This is a genomic window from Sphingomonas sp. SUN019, assembly GCF_024758705.1.
In the GTDB taxonomy this organism is placed as follows: domain Bacteria; phylum Pseudomonadota; class Alphaproteobacteria; order Sphingomonadales; family Sphingomonadaceae; genus Sphingomonas.
The window spans coordinates 1,980,091-2,001,294 of sequence record NZ_CP096971.1 but is presented as its reverse complement, the minus strand read 5'-3'; the positions used below and the strand labels follow the sequence as shown (position 1 = coordinate 2,001,294).

The window sequence follows — 21,204 nt, the reverse complement described above, 5'->3', positions numbered from 1 at the left end:
AGGGGCGCGGCTGAACGCTCAATGGCCTGCGGCTCTGCTCTTGCGGCGGCGCGCGAAAATGTTGAGCGTTTCGACCAGCGCCGAAAACGCCATTGCGGCATAGATATAGCCCTTGGGCACATGCACGCCGAAGCCATCGGCGATTAGCACCAGCCCGATCATCAACAGGAACGACAGCGCGAGCATCACGACGCTAGGGTTGCGCTTGATGAAATTGCCGAGCGGATCGGCCGCGAACAGCATCACGCCGACCGCGAAGATCACCGCGACAACCATGATCGGCAGATGGTCGGTCATGCCGACCGCGGTCAGGATCGAATCGATCGAGAACACCATGTCGAGCAAGAGGATCTGGACGATCACCGAACCGAACGTCGTGGTCGCTTTGCCCGCGACCGATTCGTCATGCTCGCCTTCGCCGTCCATCGTAGTGTGGATCTCGCTCGTCGCTTTCCACACTAGGAACAACCCGCCCACGATCAGGATGATGTCGCGCCACGAAAACGCGGTCTCGAACGTCGGCTCGCCGTGTTCGCCCGGCGTGCCGGTCAGCCCCAGGTCGACGACCGTCGTCGTCAGCCGCGTCAGCCACGAAATGATCGACAGCAGCCCCAGCCGCAGGCCGAGCGCAAGCCCGATCCCCAGCTTGCGCGCCTTGCTTTGCTGTTCTGGCGGCAGCTTGTTCGACAGGATCGAAATGAAGATCAGATTGTCGATGCCGAGCACCACCTCCATCACGATCAGCGTGGCGAGCGCGAGCCAGGCGGCGGGGTCGGCGAGCAATTCGGGGATCGTCATGATGCGACGGGCTGTGCCCGCGGTGCGACAGTCGCGCAAGTATCGCTTCGTGTTGCTGATATTTTTCGACGAATCCGTTCGCGGTTGGAACGGCGATGCGCTATGAGGGGAATTGTGGCGCATCAGGTTCAGCGCCCGAAGGCTCGCGTTCGCCGTCCTGCGCGTGAGTTCTTGACGGCGGATACGGGCGGACCGGGAAGACGAACAGGGCTTATGGGTTTCGATAAAGGTGGCCGCGGTAACCGTGGCGGGCGTGGGCGCGACAAGCGCGACAGCTTCGGTGGCGGCGATGAATTCGGCGGCGGCGGCGGCGGGGATTTCGGCGGCGGTAGCAGCTTCGGCGGCGGCGGTGGCTTCGGCGGTGGTGGCGGCGGCTATCGCGGCGGTGGTGGCGGCTTCTCGGGCGGCGGCGGCGGTTTTTCCGGCGGCGGTGGTGGCGGTGGCTTCCGTAGCGGCGGTGGCGGCGGCGGCTTTGGCGGCGGTCCGCGCGGCGGCGCTGGCGGCGGTATGCCTCCGCAGGTCGTCGGCGAAGGCACCGGCGTGGTCAAATTCTTCAACGCGCAAAAGGGCTTCGGCTTCGTCGTGCGCGACGACGGCGCAGAGGATGTGTTCGTTCACATCTCGGCGGTCGAACAGGCCGGCCTGACCGGGCTCGCCGAGGGTCAGCCGATCGGCTTCACCCTCGTCGATCGCGGTGGCCGTATCTCGGCGACCGAATTGAAGATCGATGGCGAGCCGATGCCGGTCACCGACCGCGGCCCGCCGCGCGACCGTGACGCAGCCCCGCGTGCGGGCGGCTTCGGCGCCGATCGTGGCGCTGGCGGCGATCGTGGTGGCGCGCCGCAGCGTCAGCTGACCGGCGAGAAAGCGACCGGCACGGTCAAGTTCTTCAACGCGATGAAGGGCTTCGGCTTCATCTCGCGCGATGACGGACAGCCCGATGCGTTCGTCCACATCTCGGCCGTCGAACGCGCCGGCATGTCGAGCCTGAACGAAGGCGACAAGCTGTCGTTCGAACTCGAAGTCGACCGCCGCGGCAAATACGCCGCGGTGAACCTGTCACAGGGCTCGTAACAACGGGCTGATCTTTCGTTCGATCTGACGAAAGGGCCGTCCGGGCGACCGGGCGGCCTTTTTCGTTTGAAGAAAGGCGCGCGGTGATGTCCTCCCATGATGTCGCATCGAGCGACGATCGCGAGTGGTCTGCACGCGGCTGATACCGGCCAAAGATGCCTATCGGTAGGCGGCGTCGGATACCGGCTCCATCCAGGTCACACTCGCGCCATTCACCGCTTCGCTCACCGCGATATGCGTCATCGCCTGACCGGGCGCGGCGCCGTGCCAGTGTTTGATACCCGGCCCCGTCCACACGGTGTCGCCCGCGCGAATCACCTGCACACGACCACCTTTTACCTGAACGCGACCTTCACCCGCCGTGACGACCAGCAGCTGGCCAAGCGGGTGCACGTGCCAATTGGTTCGCGCGCCCGGTTGGAACGTCACTGTCGCGCCGCCAAGCCGCGCGTCGCCGGTGCCCCTGAACGCCGATGTGACAACCGCCGATCCCGTGAAGTTTCGGGCCGGGGCAGGCGATGGTGATTGGCCGGGTGCGACGACCTGAAGCCCCGCGCCCGGAGCAAGCGATATTTCCGTCTGCGCGTGAATCTTGCTCAACACCGCGATCGCGGCCGTCGCCTTGGGCCATCCAGCGTAGAAGGCGAGGTGGGTGAAGGCCTCGGCGATCTCCGCGCGGGTAAGGCCATTCTCCAGCCCGCGACCGATAAGGAACGCCAGCTGATCGGTGTCGCCGCCTGCGGCCAGCGCCGCGATCGTCACCAGGCTGCGGTCACGCGGGCTCAGATCGGTACGACGCCACAGGTCGCGGAAGATGACGTCGTTGGTAAGCCCGGCGAACTTGGGCGCAACCGGCGCGATCTCCGTCTGCACGGTTGCCGTACGTGCTGCGTCGGATTCCGGCACTGGAGCGGTTGCGGAAGCGACCGCCTTCAGCCCGGTCGCGTCGATCTTGCGTTCGGTAAAGATCTTGTCGATTTCGGTCAGCGCCGACACCGCATTTGGCCAGCCGCTGTAGAAAGCGAGCTGCGTCACCATCCCGGCCACCTCCGTCGGCTTTATGCCATTGGCGAGACCACGGTTGAGATGGCCGGGCAATTGCGCGGTCTTGCCCGTCGCGATCAGCACCGACAGGGTTACGATACTGCGGTCGCGGGGCTTCAGGTCCGGACGCAACCAAATGTCGCCGAACAACACATCGTCGGTGTAGCCGACGAGAACCGGCGCGACTCTTTGCATGGTCTGGGGCGCCACGGAACGGCGCTGCTGCGCATCGACTATTGCCGGCGCGGCCGTTGCCAGCGTCATCGCGGCGGCTGCTGCAAACTTCATCGATCTTCTTCCTCATTCATGGGTTCGGCGTCGCAGGGACATCCTAGATACCGCGCGTCGGCGCACGTAATAGTATCTCGGGAGCATAGGGTATCGATCGGCGAGACGTCGCGGCGTCGTCCAAGGCTGCGCGAAACCTCCGACGGATTCCAACCCTCCGCGTCCGCCGCGCGAAGAAATCTGGATGGCCCGCTTGTGTGGCGCTCACGCCGCTCGCTCTGCTAACGGCCGCAATCGACGAACGGGGGCGGCATGGCGAGCGTGGGATTATCAACAGGCGATCGGCATTCGGTCAGGGCGTTCGCGCTCGGCTGTGTGATGGTCACGCTCGGCGTGCTGACGCATCTGCCGATGCTGTGGATGGCGAAGTCCATGCACTATCACCTCGCCGGGATGGCGATGGGGTGGGACATGGTCGGCGGCATGGCGCTGATCGTGGCGGGGGTGCTGGTCGCCGGTTACGGCCTGCTACCGAAGAACGTGCACCTGCAGCGCACCGCCGCCGCGGAGATCGTCGTCGCCGCGCCGGAGGATGCGCCGCTGACGTTCGCGCATTGGCGGCTGATGCTGGTGCTGGTCGTGGCGCTGGTCATCGATGTGATGAAGCCCGCGTCGCTGGGGTTCACCGTGCCCGGCATGATCGACGAGTATGGCGTGCCGCGCGCGACCGTGTCGCTGGTGCCGTTCTTCGCGCTGACCGGGACCGTCGCGGGATCGTTCCTGTGGGGTGTGATCGCGGACATTTATGGCCGCAAGGCGTCGATCCTGCTGTCGGCGGTGATGTTCGTCGGGACATCGATCTGCGGTGCGATGCCCAGTCTCGCGTGGAACATCGGCATGTGTTTCATGATGGGGCTGGCGGCGGGCGGGATGCTGCCGGTCACCTACGCGCTGCTGGCCGAGATGATGCCCAGCCGCCACCGCGGATGGAGCCTGGTACTGGTCGGCGGGCTGGGCGCGGTGGGCGGCTATTTCGCGGCGAGCGCGGTGTCGGCGCTGCTCCAGCCGATCTTCGGATGGCGCATCCTGTGGCTGGCGAACCTGCCGACCGGGCTGACATTGATCCTGCTCGGGCGGCTGATCCCCGAATCCGCCAAGTTCCTGCTGGCGCGCGGGCGCGTCGAGGAGGCGCGCGCGGTGATGGCCAGATTCGGGTCGGTCGCAGTGCAGGACGCGTCGCTTATCCCATCCCGCGCGGTCGCCGCACCCGAGGCTGCCGGTCGTATGCGCCGCGTGGGGCGTCTGGCGGCGCTCAGCATCAGCGCGATCGCCTGGGGGCTGGTGAACTTCGGCCTGCTGCTGTGGCTGCCCGCCGATCTGGTCGCAAAGGGCTATTCGGTCGGATTGTCGAGCCGCCTGCTGGCCGAATCGGCGCTGATCGCATTCCCAACGGTCTTCGTCGCGGCGTATCTCTACAGCCGGTGGAGCAGCAAATGGTCGCTGGTCGCGATGATCGGCGTGACGCTGGCGGGGCTGTTGTCGGTGCTGTCGCTGGAGACGGGCGGCGGCAGTCCTGTGCTTCCGGTCGCGTTGCTGATCATCGGATCGAACGGCATCATCGCGATCGTCCTGCCTTATGCCGCCGAAAGCTTTCCGCTGAAGATCCGCGGCCGCGCGACCGGATGGGTCGCCGCCTGCACCAAGGCGGGCGGGCTGCTGGCGCAGGCGCTGACGATTGCGGGGCTGATTCCGACGATCGGGGTCGTCGCCGCGGTCGTCATGCTGCCGACTGCGCTCGGCTTGGTGCTGGTCGGCTGGTTCGGGGTGGAGACGCGCGGCCGCGACCTGCGCGACCTTGAGGCCGAGGCGTAAAAAAGGCCCGGTGCGTTTCCGCACCGGGCTTGAGGATCGTCCGCAGGAGGAACGTGGTTCGGGAGGCGGGCCAAATCGCCGTGGTCGGCCCGCCCCCGATCTGGTCAATAATTGTAGGCGCGTTCGCCGTGTTCGTTGATGTCCAAGCCTTCGCTCTCGACCTCGGCGGTCGGACGCAGGCCCACGGTGTATTTCAGCAGCAGGAATAGGGCGGCGCTGACCACCCCGGTCCAGACCACCGTCGTGCCCACCGCCCAGATCTGGGTCATCACCTGGCCCGCCAAATCGTACTCGCCCGCCTTTGCGACCGGAGCGGTGTAATCGATCCAGCCCTGGCCGCCGAGCGCAGGGTCCGCGACGATGCCCGTCCCGATCGCGCCGATGATCCCGCCGACGCAGTGGATGCCGAACACGTCGAGCGTGTCGTCATACTTCAACGCATTCTTCACGGTGGTGACGAACACGAAGCAGACGCCCGACGCGACGGCTCCCAGCAGGATCGCCGTGCCCGGATGGGCGAAACCGGCCGCCGGGGTGATCGCGACGAGGCCAGCGACCACGCCCGATGCGGCGCCCAGCAACGACGGCTTCTTGTGGATGACCTGTTCGATCACCGCCCAGGTGACGCCGGCCGCCGCCGTGGCGGTGAAGGTGTTGATGAAGGCGAGCGCGCCGAAGGCATTTGCCTCCAGGCCCGACCCGGCGTTGAACCCGAACCAGCCGATCCACAGCAGCGACGCGCCGATCATGGTCATGACTAGCGAATGCGGCGGCATCGGTTCGCTCTTGTAGTTGAGCCGCGGGCCGATCACGAGGCAGCCGACCAGCCCGGCGACACCGGCGTTGATATGCACGACCGTACCACCTGCGAAATCGAGCGCGCCCCACCCCCACAGCAGCCCGCTGTCGTCGGGCGCTGCGGCCAAGAAGTCCGGACCCGCCCAATACCAGACCATGTGCGCGATCGGGAAATAGGCCAATGTCAGCCAGGCGACCACGAACAGGATCAGCGGCGTGAACTTCACCCGTTCCGCAAATGCCCCGACGATCAGCGCCGGGGTGATGCACGCGAAGGTCATCTGGAAGATCACGAAAACGTATTCCGGCAGATACACCCCGTTGGAGAAGGTGGCGGCGAAGGTGCTGGGGCTGACGCCCGCCAGGAACGCTTTGTCCAGACCGCCGAACAGCTTGGGAAAGGGCGATCCCGTCGAGGTGAAGGCCATCGAATAGCCCCAGCCGAACCACACCAGCGCCGCGACGCAGACGATCGTCAGCACCTGCATCAGCACCGACAGCATATTCTTGGTACGGACCAGCCCGCCGTAGAACAGCGCGAGCGCGGGCACCGACATCATCAGCACCAGCGCGGATGCGATCAGCATCCAGGCGACGTCGCCCTTGTTCACCATTTCAGCGGTCGGCGTGAAGGCGGCCGCGGCTGGCGCAGCGGCATCGGCGGCGTTGCTCGCCGCCTCCTGCGCCCAAGCCGGAATCGCGGCCAACAGGCCGATCCCGATCCCGCCGATGCCTGCAAACTTACTTGAAAGCTTCATCATTCCCCCCTTCAAAGCGCCGTGTCGTCGGTTTCGCCGGTGCGGATGCGCACCGCCTGTCCGACGTCGAGAACGAAGATCTTGCCGTCGCCGATCGCGCCGGTGTTGGCCGATGCCTGGATCGCCTCCACCACGCGGTCGGCCAGGTCCGCGGCGCAGACGACCTCGATCTTGATCTTGGGCACCATGTTGGTGCTGTATTCGGCCCCGCGGTAGATTTCGGTCTGGCCCTTCTGCCGCCCGAATCCCTTGACCTCGGTGACCGTCATCCCCGCCACGCCGACCGCGGTGAGGGCTTCCCTCACCTCGTCCAGCTTGAACGGTTTGATGATCGCAATGACCAGCTTCACCCGCGCCCCCTTTTCGATTGTCCCGGCGGGGCACCTCGCAACACGCGTGCCAATCGTTCGCACGCGGTAACGAAGGCGTAACGAAGGTTAAGGGGCGTTAGTTTTTGTGCAGCGCGACAACCGCTGCCCGAAAATCAGGCAGATCGTTCGATCGCTTGTGCGGCGCTCAAGTCATCTTCGTCGACCATAACGCGCACCGGGATCAGCAGCCAGCTGCCGTCGGCGATGCTCGCCGCGCCGTCGAATGCGATCGCGGATATGCCTTCGCTCTCCAGCCGCCCGACCAGGATGTTGGCAAGGTTGCGGTCGTAGCGGCCCAGCTCGACCAGGCTCACGCGGGAACGGTCGGATTGCGCACGGGCAGTCCGTCGATGCTCGTGGTGCGCACCGCATATTTGGCGAAGCGCGTCGCGTCGCCGTGCTTCACATGATATTTGCTCAGCGTGTCGCGCTCGCGGTCGAACGCCATGTACGGCACGCCCCATCCGCACGACGTCTGCACCTGATCGATCGCCACGACGAAGATCTGTCTTGTGCCGGGCAGCAGCGTGAAGTGCGCGGCAATCTCACCCCATTCCGCATCCTGCGGCAACACCGGCCGCCCATGACCATAGATGCGGAAGATCAGCGCCGGATTGTCGAACGCGCAGAACATGATCGTGATGCGCCCGTCGGCCAGCAGATGCGCATTGGTTTCGTTCCCAGATCCCGCGACATCGAGATATGCGACCGTCCGGTCGTCCAGCACGCGGAAACAATCCATCCCCTTGGGACTGAGGTTGATCCGCACGCCCTCCGCCGCCGTCGCAACGAAAAACACCGGCTGCCGCACAACGAATTCGCGGTGGTCGGCGGTGAGTGCGGGGAAGAACTCGGCCATGTCGGGCTCCGTGTTGACGCGCATCGATGATGCGCATAGCTTGCACGCATGAAGCATGATCCGATCACGTCCGGCAAGCGTAAATCCCTAAACCTGTTGATCGATACCGGGGTCGTGGCCGCGGCGCGAGAGGCGGGGATCAACCTGTCGAGTGTCAGCGAGGACGCGCTTCGGACAGCCGCACGCACGGCCCGAAACGCGCAATGGGCGGAGGAGAATCGTGACTGGATCGCGGCGAACAACGCATGGGTAGAGAAGAACGGTCTGCCGCTTGCCAAATACCGTATGTTTTGAATGGCGAAGTTTGACGTCTATCCCGATCCGAACGGGCACTATTGGCTCGATTGCCAGGCCGATACGTTCAGTGGCCTCAACAGCCGTTTCATCGTTCCGCTACAAGCTGCCCATGAGGTCGATGGCGGCGATCGGAAGCTGAACCCCAGATTCATCGTCCTGGATGACACGTACGTAATGATGACGCACTTCGCTGGAGCGGTTCCAACGAGCGAAATTCGCGAAGCGGTTTCGTCGCTTGTGGAACACGAATACGAAATCGGCGCTGCGCTCGATCTTCTGATTGGCGGCTATTAGGCGGCTGTCCCGCCCACGGTGATCCCGCTGACCAGCAACGTCGGCTGACCCACGCCTGCGGGGACGCTCTGTCCGCCCTTGCCGCACATGCCGATGCCTTCGTCCAGCGCAAAGTCGTCGCCGACGCCCAGCACCTTAGTCAGCACGCTGGGGCCATCGCCGATCAGCGTCGCGCCCTTGATCGGGGCGCCGATCTTTCCGTTCTCGATCAAATACGCCTCGGTGCAGCTGAACACGAACTTGCCCGACACGATGTCGACCTGCCCGCCGCCGAACGACTTGGTGAAGATGCCCTTTTTCACGCGGCTGAGCAGCTCGGCGGGATCGTCCTTCCCGCCCTTCATGAAAGTGTTGGTCATCCGCGGCATCGGAGCATGGGCGAAGCTTTCGCGCCGTCCGTTCCCCGTCGGCGCGACGCCCATCAACCGCGCGTTCAGCCGGTCCTGCATATAGCCCTTCAGGAAGCCATCCTCGATCAGGATCGTCTCTGCGGTCGGCGTGCCCTCGTCGTCGATCGACAGCGAACCGCGGCGATCCTGAATCGACCCGTCGTCGACCACGGTCACTCCGCGCGCCGCGACCTGTTCGCCGATCCGTCCCGAAAACGCACTCGTGCCCTTGCGGTTGAAATCGCCTTCCAGCCCGTGTCCGATCGCCTCATGCAGGATGATCCCCGGCCAGCCCGGACCGAGCAAAACGGTCATCTCGCCCGCCGGCGCATCGACCGATTCCAGATTCACCAGCGCCTGCGCCAGCGCCTCGTCGATCGCGCGGTTCCACGTCGCGGGTTCCATCAGCGAATCGTAGAGATAGCGCCCGCCGATCCCGAACGTCCCCGTCTCGCGCCGCCCGTTGCGTTCGACCACGATCGACACGTTCAGCCGCACCAGCGGCCGCACGTCGGTCGCGACGAAGCCGTCGGGGCGGACGATCTCGACCACGCTCCACGTGCCGCTCAGGCCCACGGATACCTGCGCCACCCGTGGATCGCGCGCCCGCGCCGCGGCGTCGATCGCCTGGCAGAGGTTCACCTTGTCGGCAAACGGGACCAGATCGAGCGGGTCGGCGTCGGTATAGAGGTGACGGTTGGTGCCCTGCGGTGGTGCGGCCTTGGGCGATGCGGTGGGGTCGATCAGCGCCATCGTCTCCGCCGCACGCTTGATCGCCGCTTCGGACAGTTCGTTGGCATGCGCGAACGCGGTCATCTCGCCCGACACCGCGCGCAGCCCGAAGCCCGAATGCGTATCGTAGCTGGCGGTCTTCAGCCGTCCGTCGTCGAACCCGAACGCCTCGGATTTGCGGTACTGGAGGTAGAGTTCGCCGTCGTCGGCCTTGGAGAGCGCCTGAGCGGTCAGCGTCTGCGCGGCCTCCGGGTCGAGCGTGTCGCGGTACAGGAACGAGCGGGGATCGGTGGCTGTCATGCCGCCAATATATGCGCCTTAACGCCCCGCGCCATCCCCATGATCGGGCAGAGCGCTTTGATCCGCCCCGTCGGCCGCCCCGCCGATCAGGATGAAGCGCCGGTCGCAATAGCCGCAATCGACGTAGCCGATCTCGGCAATCTCCAGCCATACGCGGGGATGGCCGAGCGATGCGGGCAGCCCGTCGTGCGCGCCATCACAGGCGACGCGGCGGTGGGAGACGCGAGTGGTTTCGGGCGGCGGGATCATACGGCGCGGTTAGCAACCTTCGTAACCGCTCACAACTCCGCTCATCCTGAGGAGGCATTGAGCTTGTCGAAATGCCGTCTCGAAGGACCGTGGTTCGAGACGATGCTTCGACAAGCTCAGCATCTCCTCACCATGAGCGGGAATTGTAGCGACAGGGGTTGGTGTATTTTCTTTCGCGCGCGTATCTGGCGCGCATGACTGAAACGCCACCCGCCATCGCCATCACCGACCTCTGCAAGACGTACCAGGGCGGAAAGCGCGCGCTGGACGGGGTGACGTTCGACGTGCCGCAGGGCTCGATTTTCGGATTGCTCGGTCCCAACGGCGCGGGGAAATCGACGCTCATCAACATCCTCGCCGGGCTGGTGGCGAAGACCAGTGGCAGCGCGTCGATCTGGGGCTTCGACATCGACGAACACCCACGCAATGCAAAGGCGTCGATCGGGATCGTCAATCAGGAAATCCTGTTCGATCCGTTCTTTACTCCCGTAGAGACGCTCGAACTCCAGGCCGGCCTCTACGGCGTGCCAAAGGCCAAGCGGCGCTCGATGGAATTGCTGCGCGCGGTGCATCTGGAGGACAAGGCCACCGCTTATGCCCGCACGCTGTCAGGGGGGATGAAGCGGCGGTTGATGGTGGCGAAGGCGATGGTCCATTCGCCGCCGGTGCTGGTGCTGGACGAGCCGACCGCCGGGGTCGACATTGAACTGCGCCAGCAATTGTGGACCTACGTCCGATCCTTGAACGACGCGGGCGTGACGGTCGTGCTGACGACGCATTATCTGGAGGAAGCGGAGCAGCTCTGCGACCGCATCGCGATCATCAACCACGGCCGCGTCATCGCCAACGAACCGACCCGTGAACTGGTCGGCAAGGCGCAGGAAAAGGTCGTCGCGGTGACCGTCGACCGCGATGTCGCCGCGGTGCCGCAGGCGGCGTGCTTCCAGAAGATCGTGCTGAAGGGCGACCGCACGCTGGAAATCACCTACGCCAAGGACAAGGTCAACGCCGGGCAGGTGCTGGCCGCGGTGCAGGCCGACGGGTTCGGCATCGTCGACGTGTCGACCAAGGAAGCCGATCTTGAGGATGTGTTCCTCAGCCTGACACGCGCGTCGAACGCGGCGTAACGAGACCGGCGCGCGCCCGGAACAGGCCCGGCATCTTTGGAGAAGCGCTGTCGGCGTGATAGGTGCGCGCGCCGAAACCGACAGTCCGGGACGACATGATGAACGAGCGCGTCGGCGAACGGCCAACCGCAACCGCCGACGAAATCGCGCCACGCTACCGCCCCGACATCGACGGCCTGCGCGCGATCGCGGTCACGTCCGTGGTGCTCTATCACGCCGGCGTGCCGTTCCTTCAGTCCGGCTTCGTCGGGGTCGACATTTTCTTCGTCATCTCGGGCTTCCTGATCGGCGGCATCATCTATCGCGGCGCGTCGGCGGACACGTTCAGCTTCGCGACCTTCTACGCCCGCCGCGCGCGCCGCATCCTGCCCGCGCTGTTGGCGGTGATCGTGGCGACGATGCTGGCGGGCGCTATCCTGCTCAGCCCGGCCGAATATACGGGCCTTTCGAAGAGCGCGGCGGCGGCGGCGGGCGCGGTGTCGAACATCCGCTTCTGGAAAAGCATCAGCTATTTCACGCCGACCGCCGAGCTCGACCCGATGCTGATGACGTGGTCGCTGGGGGTGGAGGAGCAATTCTACATCGCCTTTCCGTTCGTCCTGCTGGCGCTGCGCCACCGCGGGCTGGCGGCGCATTTGTGGTGTCTCGGTCTGTTGTCGGCGCTGTCGTTCGCCGCCTGCGTCGTCCTGACGAAGCAGCAACCGTCGGCGGCATTCTACCTGCTGCCGACGCGCGCATGGGAATTGGGGGTGGGGACGATCATCGCGGTGCTGGTCGCGAACGGCAGGTTGATCGTCCGCGGGCGCGCGGCATCGGTGCTGGCCGTTATCGGTCTGGCCGCGATCGCCGCATCGCTGACGATGTTCGATCATCAGACGCCATTCCCGGGCGTCGCGGCCATGCTGCCCGTCTTCGGCGCTGCCGCACTGCTGCTGACCGAGACGTCGGGCGTCAACACGCGGCTGCTGTCGAACCGGGCCGCGGTCGGCGTCGGGCTGATCTCCTACTCCTGGTATCTGTGGCACTGGCCGGTGATGGCGTTCATGCGGACGAGCGCGATCGTATCACCGTCGCCGGTTGCGATGGGCGCGGCGGTGATCGCGACGTTCGCGATGGCGGTGCTGTCGTGGCGCTTCATCGAACAGCCGTTTCGTCACGCCGTGCTGCCGAACGCGCGCGTGCTGCCGCGCTACGCCGTGGCGCTGGTGGCGATCATCGCCTTGCCCGTGGCGGTCGTCGCGGCGGACGGCGTCCCGTCGCGCGTTCCGGCGGACGCGCGCAGGATCGACAGCGTGGTGGCGCAGAACCGTGACGACCGCTGCCTGCGGCTGACCGACGACACGCCGCTCCGCGACCCGCAGTGCTTCGACGTGTCGCCCGGTCGCGGCGCGGTCGCGCTGGTCGGCGACAGCCACGCCGCCGCGCTGACGCCGGCGGTCCGGCAATATGCGGCGCGGCATGGCTGGGGCGTCGCCGAACTGACGAAGTCGTCGTGCCGCCCGCTGCTGAACGTCACGATCGAAAAGCGTCTCGACCCGGCCTATGCGGCGTCGTGCGAGCGGTATGTAAGGCGCACACTGGCGCTGATCGAGCGGACACCGGAGATCCGGATGGTGATCCTGGCGGGGTTATGGTCGGGGCCGATCGGCAATCCCGATGAGCGTTACGTGTCCTCGTTGCATGCAGATCGACCGGACCGCGAGTTGCTGGCGCTGGGCGTGGAGGGCAGCACCGCGCGGCTCACGCGCGCCGGGAAACGCGTCGTGGTGATGCAGGACGTGCCCTATTGGCCGTTCGATCCGGCGCGCGCCGCGCTGATCGATGCGATCCCCGCGCGCCGCGCGATCCAGAGCGCGATCGAACCGCGCTCGGGCGTCGCGAACGGGATGGCGCAGGTCGCGCAGCGGCGCGACGGCAGCGACCGGGCGGTCGCGCGCGGCGCGGCGGCGGGCGGCGCGCGCTTCGTCCGCACCCGCGATCTGTTCTGCCGCGCGGAATCATGCCGTTTCCGTGGCCCGCGCGACATCCTGTTCGTCGACCGCAGCCACCTTTCGGCAGCGGGCGCGAACAGGGCGATCGCCGGGCTTGGGCGATAGGGTCGCCGCGACCGGTCAGCGCGGCGCGGGTACGGGTCCGAACAATTCTTCCTCGATCATGGCGGGCGGCATGATCCCCGCGCCGATGATCCTGGCCCAGACGTCGCGCAGCACGAACGGACGCTTCGCCTGTTCTGCATCGTGCGAGGCGCGGGCGATCAGCGCGTCCAGTTGCAGCTTGCCGATCACGTAGCTCGGCCCATAACCGGGCTGGCGCAGGTACAATAACTGTTCGAACCCGACCAGCTTGCTGTTCGCGTCCGACCAGCCGCGCGGCGTCCATTCGGCATGGAACCGCCCCGCGGTCGCCAGATCCCATTCGTTCGCCTGCACGCGCAGCGACGCCAGCCCGCGCGCCGCGCGGTTGGCCAGCATGATCCACACGACCTCGCGCGCGTGCGGGTTGTCGTCGTACAGCCCGGCCTGCATCGCGACCTCCTCCATCGCGGTCGCGAATCCTTCGGACCGGTCGGCGTAGATGTTGAATAGCGGCGCGGCGCGCATCGGGCTGGCGTGCGGTTCGTGTTTCAGCCGCGCCAGTTCGATCCAGTGCGTCGAATGCGACAGCAACGGCAGCGGATCGAGCGCGGTGCCATGTCCGAAGAAATCGCGATCGGCGGGCGCGATATAATCGCTGGTCTGCGCCTCCAGCGCGGCGCGGAAATACGGCCGGTCGGCAACGAAGCCCTTCGCGACCAGGAAATCGTTGAACGCGCGCGTCTTCGCCGCCGCCATCCGGCGATAGGCGGCGGGATCGGCGATCTCCGCGATCGGCGGCAGCGCGGCGTTGCGCGCTTCCTCAAGCCGCAGCCCCGCGATCGACCGGTCCAGCTCGCGCTGGAGCAACAGCACCTGCTGGTCCCAGCCATAGGGATTACGTTCGACGTTGCGGACGTACCAGTCGTAGTTCGCCTTGCCGACGCCCGACGGCCCGGTCCGCCGCGGCGCTTCCGCCGCGACCCACGCCGCAAAGTCGTCCGTCGCCGCCTTCGCCGCCATGATCGCGCGGTGCAGCTTCGGGCTGACCCCGGTCATCGTCGCGGGGATGCGCCCCTCCAGCGTCCGCATCCGAAGCGTGCCCTTGCCCAAAGCATCCAGCGTCGCGCCCTGTTCGGCGAAGGCGCGGTTGCCGTACGCCCACAGATCGTGCGCCTGGCTGCCGGCCAAGTTCGTTTTCGCCGCCGCCAACATCGCCGGCACCGCGCCGATTTCTTCGGTCAACCGCGCATCGTCCGTACGCGATAGCGGCCATTTGTATTTGAACAGGTCGATCGTCGGTTCGGCCGATGGCCCTTCATGCGCGGGCACGTCGCTCTGGTCGGCGAACACGTTCGCGTAAAAACTCGGATCCCGCGCCCACGGCATCAGCACGCGCTGGAAGAAATCAAGGCCGTTCATCTCCGCCTCGACCATCCGCCAGTCATTCAGCGCCTGGATGTTCGCGTCCGTCGGCCGCACCGCGTTCAGCCGCGCGCGCCACGCGGGCAGCGCCGCCGCCTGCCGCGCCATCGCCGCCGTCGAATAATCGGGCACGCCGCGGCGGATCGCTGGCCGGACGAACGCACGCCATTCGCGGAACAGCGCGACCAGCCGGGCGTCGGTGGCCTGCGCCGCAACCGGCTGCGCCGTTGCCGCAACCGCAGGAAACGTCGCCAGCGCAAACGCAAGAACGACCGACAGCTTCCGACCCATGACGATTCCCCGTTTGCGCGCCACCTGCGCTTTGGTGAAAGCTACCGCATTGTACGGCGTGGGCAAGCGCGACGGATCCACCCGCTCCGCACCCATCTTCCGTGCCGATCTGGACTTCGATCCGCCACCGCGCGCCTGAAGGCTGTCCTACAAGGCGGCATCTGTGCCAAGGTCGCCCGCGATGTCAGTCTTTCACACGTTCGCTGTCGCGAAAACCGCCCCGGCGTGGCCCTGTGGCAAAGTTGAGAAAACGCGCCAGCGTCTCAACATTGACAACATTCGCGGCTCGAAATGGTGAGCGGCAACGGCCATGACGCCGACGTCCTGATCGTCGGATCGGGTGCCGCCGGGCTGACCGCCGCGCTGAACCTGGCCGAGCGGTTCCAGGTGACGGTGCTGGCCAAGGGGGCGCTGAACGAGGGATCGACCGCTTGGGCGCAGGGCGGGATCGCCGCGGTGCTGGAGCCGGGCGACACGTTCGACAATCACGTCGAGGATACGATGGTCGCCGGCGCAGGGCTGAATGACCGCGATATTGTCGAATTCGTCGTGGAGGGCGCGCCCGCCGCGATCGAACGGCTGGTGAAGCTCGGCGTCCCCTTCGCGCAGGAGGGGAATGCGCTCCATCTGACGCGCGAAGGCGGGCACAGCCATCGCCGCATCGTCCACGTCGACGACGCGACCGGCTGGGCGGTGCAGGAGGCGCTGCAGAAGGCTGCCGAAGCGCATCCCAACATCACGCTCGTCCCCGACCAGGTCGCGATCGATCTGGCCACCTCACGCCATGAGGAACGCTATTCGGGCGCGGGCAACGTCTGGGGTGTCTACGCGGTCGACAAGCATAGCGGCCGCGTCGCGCTGTACACTGCGCGCGCGACGATCCTGGCGACCGGCGGGGCAGGGCGGACGTATCTGTTCTCCACCGCGCCGCGCGGCGCGACCGGGGACGGGATCGCGATGGCCTGGCGTGCGGGCGCGCGCGTCTCGAACATGGAGTTCATGCAATTCCATCCGACTTGCCTCTACAATCTGGAGGTCAAGAATTTCCTGATCACCGAAGCCGTACGTGGGGAGGGCGGGCAGCTCAAGAACCCCAACACCGGCCACCGCTTCATGCCTGACCTCGATCCCCGCGCCGAACTAGCCCCGCGCGACGTGGTGGCGCGTGCGATCGACGCCGAGATCAAGCGTTACGGCCTCGACTACGTCCATCTCGACATCAGCCACCAGCCCGCCGACTTCGTCCGCCACCATTTCCCGAACATCCACGAGAAATTGCTCGGGCTCGGCATCGACATGACCACGCAGCCGATCCCGGTCGTTCCCGCCCAGCATTACACCTGCGGCGGGATCGTGGTGGATCGCGACGGGCGCACCGATCTGCCCGGCCTGTATGCGGCGGGCGAATGTACGCAATCGGGCCTGCACGGCGCGAACCGGCTGGCGTCCAACTCGCTGCTCGAATGCTTCGTGTTCGGGGAAGCCGCGGCGAACCATATTGCGGCGCGCTGGGACGATCTGCCGCCAGTCCCCGCAATCCGCGCCTGGGACGAAAGCCGCGTGACCGATTCCGACGAAGAGGTCGTCATCAAGCAGACCTGGACCGAAATCCGCCGCTTCATGTGGAATTACGTCGGTATCGTCCGCACCACCAAGCGGCTGGAACGCGCGCAGCACCGCATCCAGCTGCTGACCCGCGAGGTGGAGGAATATTACGGCCATTTCCGCGTCACCCCCGACCTGATCGAGCTGCGCAACCTGCTCCAGACCGCCGAGCTGATCGTGCGCAGCGCACTTCACCGCCACGAAAGCCGTGGGCTGCACTACACGCTCGATTATCCCGAAACCGACGCGGTCCCGGTCGATACGGTGCTTGTGCCGTGAATGTCTGATCGGCTCACGCCGATAGTCAGTGCCAGCCCGCTCCCCCTCCCGACCACCCACACGGTATCTTGATGGGTGGCCGGGAGGGGGAGCGGGCTGGCACCGACTTACGCCCGAGAGGGCGTCAAACGATTCACCTACCGCATGTCAGGCGCGGTTCATCGCACCTGCGGTAAATGTTGGTTTCGCATGAAGGAATCCGAGTCCACACCAGTCTCCACGTCAGGGTGGGGCATGAAAACAGCATGAAAGCGCGCTTGTTGAGTTTTGCGGGCGTCGCTGCGCTTCTCGCCGCGTGCGGAATTCAGGCGATCCCCAGCGCCAGCGCGCCGGCCGGGCAATATGTGCAGCCAGCACCGCCGCCGCCCTCCGGCGCACCGTCTTACGTCATCAACATCCCCGTTCCCGCACCCCTCCCGCGCGTCGCCGCCGCCGCGCCGCGGATGTTGCAGGAGCAGGTCGACGCCCTGGTCCGCAGCTTTGGAGGCAAGGCGGGCGTAGCGATCCGCGCGGTCGACGAAGGCTGGACCGTGGAAGCTGGCGGGCGTCAGCTCATGCCGCAGCAGAGCGTCAGCAAATTGTGGGTCGCGCTGACCCTGCTCGATCAGCGCGACGCCGGTCGGATACGCCTCGACGATCCGATCACGATCACCCCGTCGGACCTCACCCTGTTCCATCAGCCGGTCGCCTATCTGGTGAAGGGCGGCGTGTTCAACACCACCGTCGGCAATCTGATGAACCGCGCGCTGACGCAGAGCGACAATACCGCGAACGATCGCCTGCTGCGGCTGGTCGGCGGGCCGCGTGCGGTGAACGACTTCATCGATCGCAAGCAATTGGGCGACATCCGCTTCGGCCCCGGCGAACGCCTGCTGCAAAGCGGCACTGCGGGGCTGACGTGGCGCCAATCGATGAGCGTCGGGAACACCTTTGCGATCGAACGCTCGAAGCTGGACCCAGCGGTCCGGCAACGCGCGTTCGAACGCTATGTCGCCGACCCGGTCGACGGCGCCGCGCCGCTCGCTATCGCCGACGCGCTCGCCCGCCTCTCGCGCGGCGAATTGCTGTCCGAAACCTCGACCCGGCTGCTCCTCGATACGATGGCCGCCTCCCGCACCGGCCGCGCCCGCCTGCGCGCCGGGATCGCGCCCGGGTGGGAGGTCGCGCACAAGACCGGCACCGGCCAGGAACTCGGCCGCCGCAACGCCGGGTTCAACGACGTCGGCCTGGTCACCGCGCCCGACGGGCGGCGCTACGCCATCGCGGTGATGATCGGCGACACCGTTCGCCCGATGCGCGAACGCCAGCAACTGATCCAGTCCGCCGCCTCGGCCCTGACCGGCTACCGCCCCGCGCAAACCGTCGCGGCCAGCGAGGACGGCGAACCGGGGAGCTGAACCTCGACAATCCTCCCCTGCAAGGGGAGGTGGCAGGCCGAAGGCCTGACGGAGGGGTGTCATGCTACGGGGAGGTCGACACCCCTCCGTCTCGCTGCGCGAGCCACCTCCCCTTGCAGGGGAGGATCAAAGGGGGCGCTTTCGTACCGGCGGTGACTGGGCTATCCCCACACCCATGCCGCATCTCTACCTCGTCGACGGTTCGGGCTACATCTTCCGCGCCTATCACCGCCTCCCGCCGCTCACCAACGTCCACGGCGAGCCGGTCGGCGCGGTTTATGGCTATACGACGATGCTGTGGCGCCTGGTTGACGAGGTGAACGCGGCTGACGGCCCGACCCACATGGCGGTGATCCTCGACAAATCGTCGAAGACCTTCCGCAACGATTTGTACGACCAATACAAGGCGCACCGCCCGCCGCCCCCCGAGGACCTGATCCCGCAATTCCCGATGATCCGCGACGCGACGCGCGCGTTCAGCCTGCCGTGCATCGAGGAGGAGGGGCTGGAGGCGGACGACATCATCGCCTGCTATTCGAAGGCCGCATTGGAACAGGGCTGGTCGGTGACGATCGTGTCGTCCGACAAGGATCTGATGCAGTTGATCGAGCCGGGCCTCGACATGTACGACACGATGAACAACCGCCGTCTCGGCGCGGACTATGTCGTCGAGAAGTTCGGCGTTGGGCCGGATCGCCTCGGCGACGTGCTCGCGCTGATGGGCGACAGCGTCGACAACGTCCCCGGCGTCACCGGCGTCGGCCCGAAGACCGCGTCGAAACTCATCATCGAACATGGCGATCTGGAGGGCGTGCTGGCCGCGGCGCCGTCGATGAAGCCCGGCAAGCTGCGCGACAATCTGATCGAACAGGCCGACAATGCGCGGCTGTCGAAGGTGCTGGTGACGCTGGCCTGCGACCGCGGCCTGCCCGAACCGCTTGACGATCTCGTGCTGAAGGGCATTCCCGATGCGCCCTTGCGCGCGTTCCTCGAACATCACGGCTTCAAATCGCTGCTGAACAAGCTCGGCACCGGGGCGGGGGTCGCCGACGCGCCGCAGCCTGCGCCCGCCGCGACGATCGCGATCCCGGACGACGAACCCTGCAATCACGACGGCTATGAAACGGTCGTGACCGAGGATGCGCTGGATCGCTGGGTGCAGATCGCACGGCATCAGGGCTGGGTCGCGATCGATACCGAGACGACCGCAAAGGATCCGATGCTCGCCGATCTGGTCGGCGTGTCGATGGCGCTGCACCCGAACCTCGCCTGCTACGTGCCGGTCGCGCATGGCGGGACCGACATGTTCGCCGAAAAGCCTGAACAGCTGCCACGCGACATCGTGCTCGCGAAGCTGAAGCCGCTGTTCGAAGACCCGGGCGTGCTGAAGATCGGGCACAATCTGAAGTACGACATGATCGTACTGAGCAGGCTCGGCGTCGATGTCGCGCCGTATGACGACACGATCGTGATGAGCTTTGATCTCGACGCGGGGCTGCACGGCCACGGCATGGACGAACTCGCCGCGACGCATCTGTCGCACAGTTGCATCGCGTACAAGGACGTGGTCGGCACGGGGAAGAAGCAGCTCGGCTTCCACGAAGTCGATCTGAAGACCGCGACGCGCTACGCGGCCGAGGACGCCGATGTGACGCTGCGGCTGTGGCGGCGCTTCAAGCCGCGGCTCCCGGCCGAGGGGTCGACCCGCGTGTACGAGATGGTCGACCGCCCGCTCGTCCCCGTCATCGCGCAGATGGAGCGCCACGGGATCAAGGTCGATCGCGACGTGCTGTCGAAGCTGTCGGCTGAGTTCGCCGGGCAGATGGCCGGTCTGGAAACCGAAATCCACGGTTTGGCGGGCGGCCCGTTCACGATCGGCAGCCCCAAGCAATTGGGCGACGTTTTGTTCGAACGGATGGGCATCAAGGGCGGGCGAAAGGGCAAATCGGGGGTCTATTCGACCGACGTCAATGAACTCGAACGCATCGCCGCGGACAAGGATTCACCGGGCAAGGTCATCGCCGCGCGTGTGCTGGACTGGCGGCAACTGGCCAAGCTGAAGAACACTTACACCGACACGCTGCAGGAACAGATTCACCCCGAAACCGGCCGCGTCCACACCAGCTACAGCCTGACCGGCGCGCAGACCGGGCGGCTGTCGTCGACCGACCCGAATCTGCAGAATATCCCGATCCGCACCGAAATCGGACGCCAGATCAGGGACGCGTTCGTCGCCGAACCGGGCAATGTGATTCTCGCCGCGGATTACTCGCAGATCGAACTCCGCCTCGCCGCGCACATGGCCGACGTGCCTGCGCTGAAGGCCGCATTCGCGAACGGCGACGACATCCATTCGCTGACCGCGCAGGAATTGTTCGGCGAGGTCAATCGCGACACCCGCGGCCGCGCGAAGACGATCAACTTCGCGATCCTCTACGGCATCAGCCGATGGGGCCTGGCGGGACGGCTCGACGTGACCGCGGACGAAGCGCAGGCGATGATCGACCGCTATTTCGAACGTTTCCCCGGCATCAGGAATTACATCGCCACCACGACGCAGAGCGTCCGCGACATCGGCTACACGACCACGCTGTTCGGGCGAAAGACCCACTTCCCGCGGATCAAATCGAAGGTGCAGCACGAACGCCAGGGCGCCGAACGCGCCGCGATCAACGCCCCGATCCAGGGCACCAGCGCGGACATCATCAAACGCGCGATGGTCCGCATGGGGCCGGCGCTGGCGGACGCCGGGCTGGGTCACGTCCGGATGCTGCTGCAGGTCCACGACGAACTGGTCTTTGAATTGCCTGAAGGCGACGTGGCGGCGGCCAGCCCCGTCATCGAACGCGTCATGGCCACCGCCGCCGAACCCGCGGTACAGCTGGACGTGCCGCTCGGCATAGAAATCGGCTCCGGCCCCAGCTGGGGGGCGGCGCATTGATCCG

General features: G+C 66.2%; 19 protein-coding genes. 10 read left to right on the top strand and 9 right to left on the bottom strand.

What is annotated here, in order from left to right; all coding sequences use genetic code 11:
- Positions 1-18 precede the first annotated feature (18 nt).
- Positions 19-798, bottom strand: a complete 780-nt coding sequence (locus M0208_RS09610) for a TerC family protein (protein ID WP_258891485.1) — start codon at positions 796-798, stop codon at positions 19-21.
- A gap of 213 nt (positions 799-1,011) precedes the next feature.
- On the opposite strand from M0208_RS09610, the gene M0208_RS18490 reads away from it, so the two are divergent.
- Positions 1,012-1,872 carry a cold-shock protein gene (locus M0208_RS18490; RefSeq protein WP_309546997.1) on the top strand — a complete coding sequence of 287 codons (861 nt, stop codon included), beginning with the start codon at positions 1,012-1,014 and terminating at the stop codon, positions 1,870-1,872.
- A 159-nt stretch (positions 1,873-2,031) separates the two neighbouring features.
- Here the strand turns inward: M0208_RS18490 and M0208_RS09595 are convergent, their stop codons facing one another.
- Complete coding sequence (locus M0208_RS09595; RefSeq protein WP_258891484.1) at positions 2,032-3,204, bottom strand: carboxymuconolactone decarboxylase family protein; 1,173 nt, start codon at positions 3,202-3,204, stop codon at positions 2,032-2,034.
- 252 nt (positions 3,205-3,456) lie between these two features.
- Between M0208_RS09595 and M0208_RS09590 the strand changes: the two genes are divergently transcribed.
- A complete protein-coding gene (locus M0208_RS09590; RefSeq protein ID WP_258891483.1) occupies positions 3,457-5,016 on the top strand; it encodes an MFS transporter in 1,560 nt (519 codons plus the stop codon).
- 104 nt (positions 5,017-5,120) lie between these two features.
- On the opposite strand, the gene M0208_RS09585 is transcribed toward M0208_RS09590, so the two are convergent.
- The 4 genes from M0208_RS09585 to M0208_RS09570 form a co-directional block, all read right to left on the bottom strand.
- Positions 5,121-6,572, bottom strand: a complete 1,452-nt coding sequence (locus M0208_RS09585) for an ammonium transporter (RefSeq protein ID WP_258891482.1) — start codon at positions 6,570-6,572, stop codon at positions 5,121-5,123.
- An 11-nt stretch (positions 6,573-6,583) separates the two neighbouring features.
- Entirely contained in the window at positions 6,584-6,922 is a 339-nt protein-coding gene (locus M0208_RS09580) for a P-II family nitrogen regulator (RefSeq protein ID WP_258891481.1), read from the bottom strand.
- Positions 6,923-7,056: 134 nt separating this feature from the next.
- Positions 7,057-7,257 (bottom strand): DUF2007 domain-containing protein, encoded by a 201-nt coding sequence (locus M0208_RS09575; protein WP_258891480.1) that lies wholly within the window; start codon positions 7,255-7,257, stop codon positions 7,057-7,059.
- A complete protein-coding gene (locus tag M0208_RS09570) occupies positions 7,254-7,802 on the bottom strand; it encodes a pyridoxamine 5'-phosphate oxidase family protein (protein WP_258891479.1) in 549 nt (182 codons plus the stop codon). Before M0208_RS09570 ends, M0208_RS09575 begins: the two co-directional genes overlap by 4 nt.
- Positions 7,803-7,850: 48 nt before the next feature.
- Between M0208_RS09570 and M0208_RS09565 the strand changes: the two genes are divergently transcribed.
- Positions 7,851-8,096: a type II toxin-antitoxin system CcdA family antitoxin gene (locus M0208_RS09565; RefSeq protein ID WP_258891478.1), complete on the top strand. Its 246-nt coding sequence runs from the start codon at positions 7,851-7,853 to the stop codon at positions 8,094-8,096.
- The gene (locus tag M0208_RS09560) at positions 8,097-8,393 is read left to right on the top strand and encodes a CcdB family protein (RefSeq protein WP_258891477.1); all 297 of its coding nucleotides are present in this window, start codon (positions 8,097-8,099) and stop codon (positions 8,391-8,393) included.
- On the opposite strand, the gene tldD is transcribed toward M0208_RS09560, so the two are convergent.
- A complete protein-coding gene (tldD, locus tag M0208_RS09555; RefSeq protein ID WP_258891476.1) occupies positions 8,390-9,814 on the bottom strand; it encodes a metalloprotease TldD in 1,425 nt (474 codons plus the stop codon). The two genes, M0208_RS09560 and tldD, sit on opposite strands and share 4 nt — an antisense overlap.
- An 18-nt stretch (positions 9,815-9,832) precedes the next feature.
- Positions 9,833-10,063 carry a zinc-finger domain-containing protein gene (locus tag M0208_RS09550; protein WP_258891475.1) on the bottom strand — a complete coding sequence of 77 codons (231 nt, stop codon included), beginning with the start codon at positions 10,061-10,063 and terminating at the stop codon, positions 9,833-9,835.
- Between the two features lie 194 nt (positions 10,064-10,257).
- On the opposite strand from M0208_RS09550, the gene M0208_RS09545 reads away from it, so the two are divergent.
- Together M0208_RS09545 and M0208_RS09540 are read left to right on the top strand one after the other, a co-directional pair.
- Positions 10,258-11,190 (top strand): ABC transporter ATP-binding protein, encoded by a 933-nt coding sequence (locus M0208_RS09545; protein ID WP_258891474.1) that lies wholly within the window; start codon positions 10,258-10,260, stop codon positions 11,188-11,190.
- 98 nt (positions 11,191-11,288) lie between these two features.
- The gene (locus M0208_RS09540; RefSeq protein WP_258891473.1) at positions 11,289-13,286 is read left to right on the top strand and encodes an acyltransferase family protein; all 1,998 of its coding nucleotides are present in this window, start codon (positions 11,289-11,291) and stop codon (positions 13,284-13,286) included.
- A 15-nt stretch (positions 13,287-13,301) separates the two neighbouring features.
- On the opposite strand, the gene M0208_RS09535 is transcribed toward M0208_RS09540, so the two are convergent.
- The gene (locus M0208_RS09535) at positions 13,302-14,978 is read right to left on the bottom strand and encodes a DUF885 domain-containing protein (protein ID WP_258891472.1); all 1,677 of its coding nucleotides are present in this window, start codon (positions 14,976-14,978) and stop codon (positions 13,302-13,304) included.
- On the opposite strand from M0208_RS09535, the gene M0208_RS09530 reads away from it, so the two are divergent.
- The 4 genes from M0208_RS09530 (at position 14,977) to polA (ending at position 21,200) form a co-directional block, all read left to right on the top strand.
- Positions 14,977-15,117, top strand: a complete 141-nt coding sequence (locus M0208_RS09530; protein WP_258891471.1) for a hypothetical protein — start codon at positions 14,977-14,979, stop codon at positions 15,115-15,117. The two genes, M0208_RS09535 and M0208_RS09530, sit on opposite strands and share 2 nt — an antisense overlap.
- 152 nt (positions 15,118-15,269) lie before the next feature.
- On the top strand, positions 15,270-16,862 hold the full coding sequence (nadB, locus tag M0208_RS09525) for an L-aspartate oxidase (protein ID WP_258891470.1): 1,593 nt from the start codon (positions 15,270-15,272) through the stop codon (positions 16,860-16,862).
- A gap of 245 nt (positions 16,863-17,107) precedes the next feature.
- Positions 17,108-18,259 carry a serine hydrolase gene (locus tag M0208_RS09520; RefSeq protein ID WP_258891469.1) on the top strand — a complete coding sequence of 384 codons (1,152 nt, stop codon included), beginning with the start codon at positions 17,108-17,110 and terminating at the stop codon, positions 18,257-18,259.
- Positions 18,260-18,434: 175 nt separating this feature from the next.
- Positions 18,435-21,200: a DNA polymerase I gene (gene polA / locus M0208_RS09515; RefSeq protein WP_258891468.1), complete on the top strand. Its 2,766-nt coding sequence runs from the start codon at positions 18,435-18,437 to the stop codon at positions 21,198-21,200.
- Positions 21,201-21,204 lie beyond the last annotated feature (4 nt).

What these genes read in the sequence shown, in the direction of transcription:
- M0208_RS09610 (WP_258891485.1), bottom strand. Translation starts at nt 798, where the DNA reads ATGACGATCCCCGAATTGCTCGCCGACCCCGCCGCCTGGCTCGCGCTC.
- M0208_RS18490 (WP_309546997.1), top strand. Translation starts at nt 1,012, where the DNA reads ATGGGTTTCGATAAAGGTGGCCGCGGTAACCGTGGCGGGCGTGGGCGC.
- M0208_RS09595 (WP_258891484.1), bottom strand. Translation starts at nt 3,204, where the DNA reads ATGAAGTTTGCAGCAGCCGCCGCGATGACGCTGGCAACGGCCGCGCCG.
- M0208_RS09590 (WP_258891483.1), top strand. Translation starts at nt 3,457, where the DNA reads ATGGCGAGCGTGGGATTATCAACAGGCGATCGGCATTCGGTCAGGGCG.
- M0208_RS09585 (WP_258891482.1), bottom strand. Translation starts at nt 6,572, where the DNA reads ATGAAGCTTTCAAGTAAGTTTGCAGGCATCGGCGGGATCGGGATCGGC.
- M0208_RS09570 (WP_258891479.1), bottom strand. Translation starts at nt 7,802, where the DNA reads ATGGCCGAGTTCTTCCCCGCACTCACCGCCGACCACCGCGAATTCGTT.
- M0208_RS09565 (WP_258891478.1), top strand. Translation starts at nt 7,851, where the DNA reads ATGAAGCATGATCCGATCACGTCCGGCAAGCGTAAATCCCTAAACCTG.
- M0208_RS09560 (WP_258891477.1), top strand. Translation starts at nt 8,097, where the DNA reads ATGGCGAAGTTTGACGTCTATCCCGATCCGAACGGGCACTATTGGCTC.
- tldD (WP_258891476.1), bottom strand. Translation starts at nt 9,814, where the DNA reads ATGACAGCCACCGATCCCCGCTCGTTCCTGTACCGCGACACGCTCGAC.
- M0208_RS09550 (WP_258891475.1), bottom strand. Translation starts at nt 10,063, where the DNA reads ATGATCCCGCCGCCCGAAACCACTCGCGTCTCCCACCGCCGCGTCGCC.
- M0208_RS09545 (WP_258891474.1), top strand. Translation starts at nt 10,258, where the DNA reads ATGACTGAAACGCCACCCGCCATCGCCATCACCGACCTCTGCAAGACG.
- M0208_RS09540 (WP_258891473.1), top strand. Translation starts at nt 11,289, where the DNA reads ATGAACGAGCGCGTCGGCGAACGGCCAACCGCAACCGCCGACGAAATC.
- M0208_RS09530 (WP_258891471.1), top strand. Translation starts at nt 14,977, where the DNA reads ATGACGATTCCCCGTTTGCGCGCCACCTGCGCTTTGGTGAAAGCTACC.
- M0208_RS09535 (WP_258891472.1), bottom strand. Translation starts at nt 14,978, where the DNA reads ATGGGTCGGAAGCTGTCGGTCGTTCTTGCGTTTGCGCTGGCGACGTTT.
- nadB (WP_258891470.1), top strand. Translation starts at nt 15,270, where the DNA reads ATGGTGAGCGGCAACGGCCATGACGCCGACGTCCTGATCGTCGGATCG.
- M0208_RS09520 (WP_258891469.1), top strand. Translation starts at nt 17,108, where the DNA reads ATGAAAGCGCGCTTGTTGAGTTTTGCGGGCGTCGCTGCGCTTCTCGCC.
- polA (WP_258891468.1), top strand. Translation starts at nt 18,435, where the DNA reads ATGCCGCATCTCTACCTCGTCGACGGTTCGGGCTACATCTTCCGCGCC.